Below are 9,855 nucleotides of genomic sequence, written 5' to 3'. Positions count from 1 at the left end.
CGCCCCCCCCCGCCTAGGCTTACCTTTTTCCCTCCCCCTTTTTTTTTACATTCCCCCCTGCGGGGGGGGGGGGGCCCCCCCCCGCTCCCACAATCGGACCTATAACCCGAACAACCGCTTTGCGTTGGCGGTGGTCTGCACTGCGATATCCGCCGCAGACTGCTGCCGCAGCTCAGCGACCGTGTCGAGGATCTGCCGTAACCGCGCGGGCTCGTTGCGTTGGCCGCGGATACCTGCATCCGGCTGATCCGGAGCATCGGTTTCCAATAACAGAAACTCCAACGGCATCTGCGTCACCAGCCCGCGCAAACGATTGGCGCGGGTGTAGGTGATGGGGCCGCCAAGGCCGATCATGAAGCCCAGGTCCCATAGCTGCCTGGCCTGCTCCGGACTGCCGGAAAAGCTATGCACCACGCCGCTGAGTCCGCCAACGCGGCGGATGCGCAGGATTACCTCATCCAGGGCGCGGCGCGCATGCACGATCAGTGGCAGCTGGGCGTCCCGTGCCAGTTCCAGTTGGCCCTGGAAATACAGGCGCTGTGCTTCCGGATCGAGATCGTCGACGAAGAAGTCCAGCCCGCATTCACCGATGGCACAGGGTGACTCGCGTTCCACCCAGTCGCGCAGCTGCTGCAGGTGTTCGGCACGGTGCTCCGGCAGGAACATCGGGTGCAGGCCGTAGGCCGGATGCAGGCCTGCATCCGCTGCGCACACCTCGCGCAGTTTGGGCCAACTGGCTGCGGTCACCGCCGGCACGATCTGCACACCCACGCCGCTTGCACGGGCACGGGCGATCACCGCCTTGCGGTCAATGTCGAATTCAGCTGCATCCAGATGGCAGTGGCTGTCGATCAGCTGCACGGCTCAGCGCTTGCCCGGCAGTATCGGCGGCTCGGCCGGGTCCTTGCGTCGCTTCCAGTTGGCGAGCAGCAAGGTGCTCAGGCCAAACAGGATCTCATCGACAAACGGAATCGGGTCGGGCAGCAGCATGCTGATGACGAACAGCGCACCGGTCAGCTTGAACAGGGTGGGGTAGCGCAGTTTGCGTGCCCATTCCAGAAACGGCGACAACATCATGCTCGACATGGCGTATCCAGATGAAAAGGGTTCAGACTGTCCCGTAGATCAGGCCCAGCAGCCTGAATATTGCGACGAGTTGAATGATTTCGATAGGGAGCTGACAGAAATACTGGCCTCTGTTCAGCTTATCCATGCTGGAATCCTCCCAACACACACGCGGGCAGCCGCACGGAGACAGATCATGAAGAGCACAACCACGACCGTTTTGGTTGCCGCCGGCGCGTTGCTGGTAGGTGGCATCGCCACCGCCGCCTTCATGCAGGGCCGCGACAAGGCCAGCACTGCCCCGCTGGTTGAGGGCGCACGCCCGGTGCTGGACAACTCGCCATTGGTGGACGACGCCGCCGTCACCGGCAAGGTGGAGACGCCGGCCGAACCGCAGTTGCAGTACGCCGACGTGCTCAAGGTCGCTCCGGTGACCCAGAAGGAACGCGTCTATGGCACGGTCACCGGCAGCGATCCGATCCGCGAAACCTCCACCACCAGCACCCCGCACGAAGTCTGCGAGGACGTGGTGGTGCAGGAGCGCCTGCCCGAGCGTGACGGCAATGTTGGCGGTACGGTCGCCGGTGCGCTGATCGGCGGTCTGCTCGGCAACCAGGTTGGCGGCGGTAACGGCAAGAAGGCAGCTACCGCGGCAGGTGCCGTTGCCGGTGGCGTGATCGGCAACCAGGTCGACAAGCGTCACGTCGGTGGTCGTGTGGTCAACCGTACCGAGCGCCAGTGCCACACCGAACAGCGCACCGCCGAGTCCAGCCGTATCACCGGCTACAACGTCAGCTACCGCAAGCCCGATGGCAGCACCGGCACGATGCGCATGGACAGCCGTCCGGGTGAGCGCGTGTCGCTGGGCAACGCCAACCAGACCATCGGTTACGACGTGACCTACCGCTATGAGGGCGCGGAAAAGACCGTGCGCATGCAGGACAAGCCGGCCAGTGATCGCCTGCCGGTGATCGACGGCCAGCTGGTCACGCAGACTGCGGCGATGGCACCGGCGGACAGCCGGCAGTAAGCATCGCAAGTCGTAAACCTGCTTTCTTCAGCAGTTGAGTCAACCAGAATCCGATGCCAGACCTATGGCATCGGATTTTTTATTGTTTTGTGGGAGCGGTGTAAGCCGCGAAGCCCGCACGCTTTCAGGCGGCGCGAATACCGCTCTAGGGGGCGAACAGTGTGAGCTTCGCGGCTTACGCCGCTCCCACAAACAGTTACCAGCCGGGTATCGGCGGTTTGACCGGCAGGGGTGGCCGGCGCAAGCTCGACGTCCTTGTTTACCTGCACACAGGAACCGCGATGAGTGTCTTCGACCTGCGACTGGAAACCGAGCGCCTGCTGCTGCGACCACCGGCTGCCGAAGACTTCGAGGCCTTCTCTACCTTCTGCGCCGATCCCCGGACCATGCAGCATCTCGGCGGAGTGCAACCACCTTCGGTCGCGTGGCGCAGCCTGGCGGCGCTGACCGGCAGTTGGCAGCTGCTCGGGTATTCGATGTTCTCGGTGATCGAAAAGAGCAGCGGACGCTGGATCGGGCGGGTCGGGCCGTGGCAGCCGCATGGCTGGCCGGGCACCGAAGTGGGCTGGGGCATCGCTTCGGAATTCTGGGGCCGTGGTTATGCGCCGGAAGCAGCGCGGGCGAGCACCGACTGGGCGTTCGATGCGCTGGGTTGGCAGGAAGTGATCCATACCATCGTGCCGGCCAACACCAGTTCGGTGGCGGTGGCGCAAAAGCTGGGCGCCACCTTGCTGCGGCAGGCGCGCTTGCCGGCGCCCGCCGATATCGAGGTGGATGTGTGGGGCCAATCCCGCCAGAAGTGGATGTCGCAACGCTGAGAGCAGCACTTTGCTGCGGTCGCAGCTTTACCGCGATGCCTGTGATCCGTTCAGATGGAGGCTGTCGTCTGCCATTCGGTAGCGGGGAGCGGATCAGTGAGTTTTTCGGGTGCTGGGTTGCGGGTGTATGGCATGTCCACGTCGGGCAACTGCCACAAGGTGCGGCTGCTGCTGGAGCAGATGGGGACGCGCTATGAATGGGTCGAGGTCAACAGCGCCGAAGGCCAGACCCGCACCCCGGAGTTCCTCGCCCTCAACCCCAACGGGAAGGTGCCGCTGGTGCAGCGCGCCGATGGGCGGGTACTGACCGAATCCAATGCCATCCTGTTCTGGCTGGCCGAAGGCACGCCTTATCTGCCAAGTGATGGATGGCAGCGGGCGCAGGCCTTGTCGTGGATGTTCTTCGAGCAATACAGCCATGAGCCTTACATCGCCGTTGCGCGTTTCATCAGCATCTGGACGCCCACCGATTCGCCGCGCCGCGCTGAACTGCCGCGCCTGCGTGAGCGCGGCCATGATGCGCTGGCAGTGATGGAGCGCCACCTGCAGGGCAATCCCTGGTTCACCGGCCCCGACTACGGCGTGGCCGATATCGCGCTGTTTGCGTATACCGCTGTCGCCGAGGATGGTGGCATTGCCCTGTCCTCGTATCCGGCGATCCAGCGCTGGTTGCAGGCGGTGCAGGCCCAGCCCGGCTTCATGCCGATACTGGCTGGCTGAGCGTTCCTTGTTGATGCTTGATTCCGTTGTCTCACCTGTTTGCTGTGGAGTCTGTCTGCATGTTTGCTCGTGTACCGAATCCCATCCCGGCCCGCATGAAGGGCTTGAACCGCGCTGAGATCTGCGATACCAATTTCATCGAATTCGTCGGCGCGCTGCCGCCTGGCCCGGAGCGGGGGCCGCAGCCGGCCGCACCCATACTGCCAGGCAGCACGCTGGATGCGCAGAGCTTCCGTGAGTTGTTCGAGTCGCAGTTGATCAGTCGCCATCTGGACCTGATGGCACGCGTGCTGCGCGTGCAGAACAAGGTCTTCTACACGATTGGCTCCTCCGGCCACGAAGGCAATGCGATGGTGGCGCGCGCCGCCAGGCACACCGATCCGGCCTTCCTGCATTACCGTTCCGGCGGCTTCATGGCCGAGCGCTTCCGCAAGCTGCCGGGCATGGACCCGGTGATGGATTCGGCGCTGTCGTTTGCAGCCAGCAAGGACGATCCGGCCAGCGGTGGCCGTCACAAAGTGTGGGGCAGCAAACCGTTGTGGGTGCTGCCGCAGACGTCGACCATCGCTTCGCACCTGCCCAAGGCGCTGGGCACGGCGATGGCTATCGAAGCGGGCAAGCGACTGGGGCAGGGCCTGCCGATTCCCGATGACAGCATCACCATCTGTTCGTTCGGCGATGCGTCGGCCAATCACGCCACCGCCCAGACTGCGTTCAATGCAGCGGCGTGGAGCAGCTTCCAGAAGCTGCCGGCGCCCGTGCTGTTCGTCTGCGAGGACAACGGCATCGGCATCTCGGTGAAGACCCCGGAAGGTTGGATCGCCGAGAGCTTCCGGCATCGCCCGGGGCTGGATTACTTCCATGCCGATGGTCTGGATCTGGTCAACGGTTATGCCGACGTCCAGCGCGCGGTCGAGCACTGCCGACGCACGCGGCGGCCGACCTTCCTGCACCTGCGCACCACGCGGCTGATGGGCCATGCCGGTACCGATTTCGAGATCGAATGGCGCGCACTGGAGGAGTTGTGCGCGGTGGAAGCAGGCGATCCGCTGCTACGTTCGGCGCAGGTTGCGGTGGAGTCCGGGCTGATGGACAAGGCCGAAGTGCTGGCCTTGTACGAACACACTCGCCAGCGCTGTTTCGCTGCCGCCGAAGATGCCGACAAACGCCCGCGCCTGACCGCGCTGCAGGATGTGATCGCGCCGCTGGCGCCGTATACGCCGGACAAGGTGCAGTCTGAGGCGGCGCGCGCCGATTACAGCGAACGACGCCTGCAGGTGTTCGGCAGCGAGGCTGGCTTGCCGGAGATCCAGCCGGCCAAACATCTGGCAGTGCAGATCAACCAGGCGCTGCACGATCTGTTCGCCAAGTACCCCGAGACCTTGCTGTTCGGCGAGGACGTGGCGCAGAAGGGCGGCGTCTATACCGTCACCAAGGGACTGCAGAAGGCATTCGGCCCGCGTCGGGTGTTCAATACCCTGCTCGACGAGACCATGATCCTGGGCATGGCCCAGGGATTCGCCAACATGGGCATGCTGCCGCTGCCGGAAATCCAGTACCTGGCCTATCTGCACAACGCCGCCGACCAGGTGCGCGGTGAGGCCTGCTCGCTGCAGTTCTTCTCCAATGACCAGTACCGCAACCCGATGCTGATCCGCATCGCCGGGCTGGGCTATCAGAAAGGCTTTGGCGGGCACTTCCACAACGACAACTCGATCGCTGCCATCCGCGACATCCCGGGACTGGTGGTTGGTTGCCCATCGCGCGGCGATGACGCCGCGGCAATGCTGCGCACGCTTGCTGCGCTGGCCAAGGTCGACGGGCGGGTCTGCGTGTTCCTGGAGCCGATCGCGCTGTACATGACCAAGGATCTGCATGCCGCTGGCGATGGCCAATGGCTGTTCCCGTATCCGGCGCCGGATCAGGCACTGAGGCTTGGCGAGGGCAGGGTTTACGGCGAAGGCAATGATGACTTGCTGATCATCAGCTACGGCAACGGCGTACCAATGGCACTGCGCGCTGCCAGGACCATCGAGCAGCAGCACGGTTGGAAAGTGCGGGTGGTCGATCTGCGCTGGTTGGTGCCGCTCAATGCCGGCTATATCGCCGGGCAGGCGAAGGGCGCGAAGCGCATCATCGTGCTCGACGAAGGTCGCCAGAGTGCCGGCGTGGGCGAGGGCGTGATCACCGCCCTGGTTGAAGCCGGCCATGGCCAGGTGCCGCTGCGCCGGGTGACTGGTGTGGATACCTATACACCGTTGGCTGGTGCGGCACTGTTGGTTTTGCCGGGTGATGCGGATGTGGTGGCTGCGGCGGCGGAGTTGGTGTGAGCCGCCGGCAGTACTGCTTGTCGGGGCGGCGTCAGCCGCGAAGCTGACATTGCTTAGCTTCACCAACATACCTGCGACCTGGCTGATCCGTGGCTTCGCGGCTTACGCCGCTCCTACAGCTCTGCTCCCTCCCTTTGGCGCAGCCAAGGGGAGGGTTGGGGAGGGGTTGGCTTTTGGGGTTGTCAGGAGCTCCGAGCCTCGCGGCTCTGCTCCCTCCCTTTGGCGTAGCCAAGGGGAGGGGTTGGCTTTTAGGGTTGTCGGGAGCTGCGAGCCTCGCGGCTTACGCCGCTCCCACAAAAAGGCCAACACCATCGCCACCTCGCAGACAAACAAAACCCCGCCAAGGCGGGGTTTTGTCGTCATGCAGCAACAGCCAGATCAGCTATTGGCTTTCAGCTTGGCCAGGCGCAGCCAGGTGTCGACCACGGTATCCGGGTTCAACGACACCGACTCGATGCCTTCCTGCATCAGCCACTCGGCCAGATCCGGGTGATCGGACGGGCCCTGACCGCAGATGCCGACGTACTTGCCCTTGGCACGTGCGCTCTTGATCGCCATCGACAGCAGCTTCTTGACCGCGAGGTTACGCTCGTCAAACAGGTGCGCGACGATCGAGGAATCGCGGTCCAGGCCCAGGGTCAGCTGGGTCAGGTCGTTGGAGCCGATCGAGAAGCCGTCGAAGATCTCCAGGAACTCATCGGCGAGCAGCGCGTTGGACGGCACCTCGCACATCATGATGATCTTCAGGCCATTCTCGCCCTGCTTAAGGCCATTGGCGGCGAGCACTTCCACCACCTTGCGGCCTTCTTCCAGGGTGCGAACGAATGGGATCATCACCCACAGGTTCTCCAGGCCCATTTCGTTGCGCACGCGCAACACGGCCTGGCACTCCAGCGCGAAGGCCTTGGAGAAGCTCGGGTCGACGTAGCGGCTGGCGCCGCGGAAGCCGATCATCGGGTTCTCTTCGTGCGGCTCGTAGTTGTTGCCGCCGATAAGGTTGGCGTACTCGTTGGACTTGAAGTCCGACAGGCGCACGATCACCGGGTTCGGTGCGACCGACGCGGTCAGGGTGGCGATGCCCTCGGCCAGACGGTCAACATAGAAGCTCACCGGATCCTTGTAGCCGGCAATCTTCTCGTCGATCTTCTTCTTGGTGGCAGCGTCCTGGCGGTCGTATTCCAGCAGCGCATTCGGGTGAATGCCGATGTGGCTGGCGATGATCATTTCCAGGCGGGCCAGGCCGATGCCGGCGTTCGGCAGCTGGCCGAAGTCGAAGGCACGTTCCGGGTTGGCCACGTTCATCATGATCTTCAACGGTGCCGGCGGCATGTTGCCCAGATCGGTGGTGCTGCGGTCGAAGGCCAGCTTGCCAGCGTAGATGAAGCCGGTGTCGCCTTCAGCGCAGCTGACGGTCACTTCCTGGCCGTCCTGGATCAGCTGGGTCGCATTGCCCGAGCCGACCACGGCCGGTACGCCCAGCTCACGCGCGATGATCGCGGCGTGGCAGGTACGGCCACCACGGTTGGTGACGATGGCCGACGCGCGCTTCATCACCGGCTCCCAGTCGGGGTCGGTCATGTCGGCGATCAGCACGTCGCCCGGCTGCACGCGGGCCATGTCGTCCAGCGACTTGACCACGCGGGCCACGCCAGCGCCGATCTTGGCGCCGACGGCGCGGCCTTCGGCGATGACTTCACCCTTTTCCTGCAGCGCGTAGCGCTCGATCTGGGTGGCCTTGGCGCGCGACTTCACGGTTTCCGGGCGCGCCTGGACGATGAACAGCTTGCCGCTGACGCCGTCCTTGGCCCACTCGATGTCCATCGGGCGGCCGTAATGCTTTTCGATGACCAGCGCCTGCTTGGACAGTTCCTGCACGTCCTCATCGCTGATCGAGAAGGTATTGCGCACTTCGACCGGGGTGTCCTCGATCTTGACGCGCTCGCCCGGGACGTCCGAATAGACCATGCGGATCGCCTTGGAACCCAGCGAGCGGCGCAGGATCGCCGGCTTGCCGGCATGCAGGCTGGGCTTGTAGACGTAGAACTCGTCCGGATTGACCGCGCCCTGCACGACCATTTCGCCCAGGCCGACCGAAGAGGTGACGAACACCACATCGCGGAAGCCGGACTCGGTGTCCAGGGTGAACAGCACGCCGGAAGAGCCGACGCCCGAGCGCACCATCAACTGCACGCCCGCGGACAGGAACACGTCTTCGTGCTTGAAGCCGTGGTGGACGCGGTAGGCGATGGCGCGGTCGTTGTACAGCGAGGCGAACACTTCCTTGACCTTGTGCACGACGTCGTCGGCACCGGTCACGTTGAGGAAGGTTTCCTGCTGGCCGGCAAACGAAGCGTCCGGCAGATCTTCGGCGGTTGCCGAGGAGCGCACGGCAACGGCGATGTCACCGCCACCATTCTCGGCGCTCAGCTTGGCGTAGGCGTCACGGATGTCTTTGTCCAGCTGCGGCTGCAGCGGGGCATCGATCACCCAGCCGCGGATTTCCTTGCCGGCAACGGTCAGGGCGGCGACATCTTCCACGTCCAGCGTGGCCAGCTTGTCGAAAATGCGCTTGGACAGGTCGTTGTGGGCAATGAAGTCCTTGAACGCTTCGGACGTGGTTGCGTAACCACCGGGGACGGAGACCCCCAGACCGGCAAGATTGCCGATCATCTCCCCGAGTGAGGAGTTCTTGCCACCTACGCGGGCCAGGTCGGCCAAGCGCAGCTCATGCAACCACAGGATATTCTCGTTCAAGCGCGATGCTCCGTTGAGGCCATCGCCCGTGGCGGGCTTGGGATGGCCACGTCCGTAGGAAGAAGCCAATATGATGCAGTGCACACCGAAGCCGCACAAGCTTGTGACAATACTTTGTCTTGTGCTTGTCTTTTTCGGGACAGGCTAGGCCATCACGCTTGACCCGTGGTCAGGATCACACTCTGAAGGGAGCTTTCATGACGGCAATCCGGCCGGTTTTCTATGTTTCCGACGGCACCGGCATTACTGCCGAGACCGTCGGCCACAGCCTGTTGACTCAGTTCAATGGCTTCAGTTTCGTTACTGATCGCATGTCATTCGTCGACGATGCCGACAAGGCGCTCGAGGCGGCGGCGCGTATCCGGGCCGCCGGGGAGCGCTACCAGGTGCGCCCGATCGTGATCAGTTCCTGTGTGGATTCCAGCCTCGGCTTGATCCTGGAAGAGAGCGGGGCCCTGGTCCTGGATGTCTTCGCCCCATTCATCGGGCCGCTGGAACAGGAACTGAGCGCAGCCAGGCACTCCAAGGTGGGCCAGGCGCACGGCATGGTGGATTTCGATACCTACCATCGCCGCATCAACGCGATGAATTTTGCGCTGAGCCACGACGATGGCATCGCGGTGAATTACGACGAGGCCGACGTGGTGCTGGTCGCCGTATCGCGTGCCGGGAAGACCCCGACCTGCATCTACCTGGCTTTGCATTACGGTATTCGTGCGGCCAATTACCCCTTGACCGAGGAAGACCTGGAGCAGGATCGCCTGCCGCCACGCCTGCGTCCGTACCGCAACAAGCTGTTCGGGCTGACCATCGACCCCGAGCGACTGCAGCAGATCCGCCAGGAGCGCCGTCCCAATTCGCGCTATGCCAGCTTCGAGACCTGCAAGCGCGAAGTCACCGCCGCCGAGACCATGTTCCGCATGGAGCGGATCCCGACCCTGAGCACCACCCACACCTCGATCGAAGAGATCTCCAGCAAAGTGCTGAGTACATTGAGCCTGCAGCGGGAGATGTTCTAAGCCAAAGGGCGCTGGAACAACCAACGGTAGTGGGGGGGCCCCGGCGCCGGCCGGGCGCGCCCGCCAACACGACAGACCACCGGACACGGTCCGCAAGGCGGGGAGGAGTAGTAATACAG

The 9,855-nt window shown here is 63.8% G+C and carries 8 protein-coding genes; 5 read left to right on the top strand and 3 right to left on the bottom strand.

The features are described 5' to 3' along the window. Positions 1-99 precede the first annotated feature (99 nt). Complete coding sequence (locus tag ACVOLI_RS19420; protein WP_481615633.1) at positions 100-861, bottom strand: TatD family hydrolase; 762 nt, start codon at positions 859-861, stop codon at positions 100-102. A gap of 3 nt (positions 862-864) precedes the next feature. After that, positions 865-1,086: a DUF6116 family protein gene (locus tag ACVOLI_RS19415; RefSeq protein ID WP_062166057.1), complete on the bottom strand. Its 222-nt coding sequence runs from the start codon at positions 1,084-1,086 to the stop codon at positions 865-867. Between the two features lie 175 nt (positions 1,087-1,261). On the opposite strand from ACVOLI_RS19415, the gene ACVOLI_RS19410 reads away from it, so the two are divergent. The 4 genes from ACVOLI_RS19410 to ACVOLI_RS19395 all read left to right on the top strand — a co-directional run bounded on the left by ACVOLI_RS19410 (position 1,262) and on the right by ACVOLI_RS19395 (position 5,963). After that, a complete protein-coding gene (locus ACVOLI_RS19410; RefSeq protein ID WP_481615632.1) occupies positions 1,262-2,095 on the top strand; it encodes a glycine zipper 2TM domain-containing protein in 834 nt (277 codons plus the stop codon). A 281-nt stretch (positions 2,096-2,376) separates the two neighbouring features. Continuing rightward, entirely contained in the window at positions 2,377-2,913 is a 537-nt protein-coding gene (locus ACVOLI_RS19405) for a GNAT family N-acetyltransferase (protein ID WP_481615631.1), read from the top strand. Positions 2,914-3,030: 117 nt separating this feature from the next. After that, on the top strand, positions 3,031-3,633 hold the full coding sequence (locus ACVOLI_RS19400; protein ID WP_481615634.1) for a glutathione S-transferase family protein: 603 nt from the start codon (positions 3,031-3,033) through the stop codon (positions 3,631-3,633). A gap of 59 nt (positions 3,634-3,692) precedes the next feature. Further along, complete coding sequence (locus ACVOLI_RS19395; protein WP_481615630.1) at positions 3,693-5,963, top strand: thiamine pyrophosphate-dependent enzyme; 2,271 nt, start codon at positions 3,693-3,695, stop codon at positions 5,961-5,963. Between the two features lie 378 nt (positions 5,964-6,341). Here ACVOLI_RS19395 and ppsA read toward each other — a convergent pair whose 3' ends face one another. Then, positions 6,342-8,717, bottom strand: a complete 2,376-nt coding sequence (gene ppsA, locus ACVOLI_RS19390; RefSeq protein WP_481615629.1) for a phosphoenolpyruvate synthase — start codon at positions 8,715-8,717, stop codon at positions 6,342-6,344. A 197-nt stretch (positions 8,718-8,914) separates the two neighbouring features. Here ppsA and ppsR point away from each other — a divergent pair, with 197 nt between their 5' ends. Then, positions 8,915-9,736 carry a posphoenolpyruvate synthetase regulatory kinase/phosphorylase PpsR gene (gene ppsR / locus ACVOLI_RS19385; RefSeq protein ID WP_282272415.1) on the top strand — a complete coding sequence of 274 codons (822 nt, stop codon included), beginning with the start codon at positions 8,915-8,917 and terminating at the stop codon, positions 9,734-9,736. Positions 9,737-9,855 lie beyond the last annotated feature (119 nt).

Source organism: Stenotrophomonas sp. STEN029, from assembly GCF_056760015.1.
This window is presented reverse-complemented; position numbering and strand designations above follow the sequence as displayed.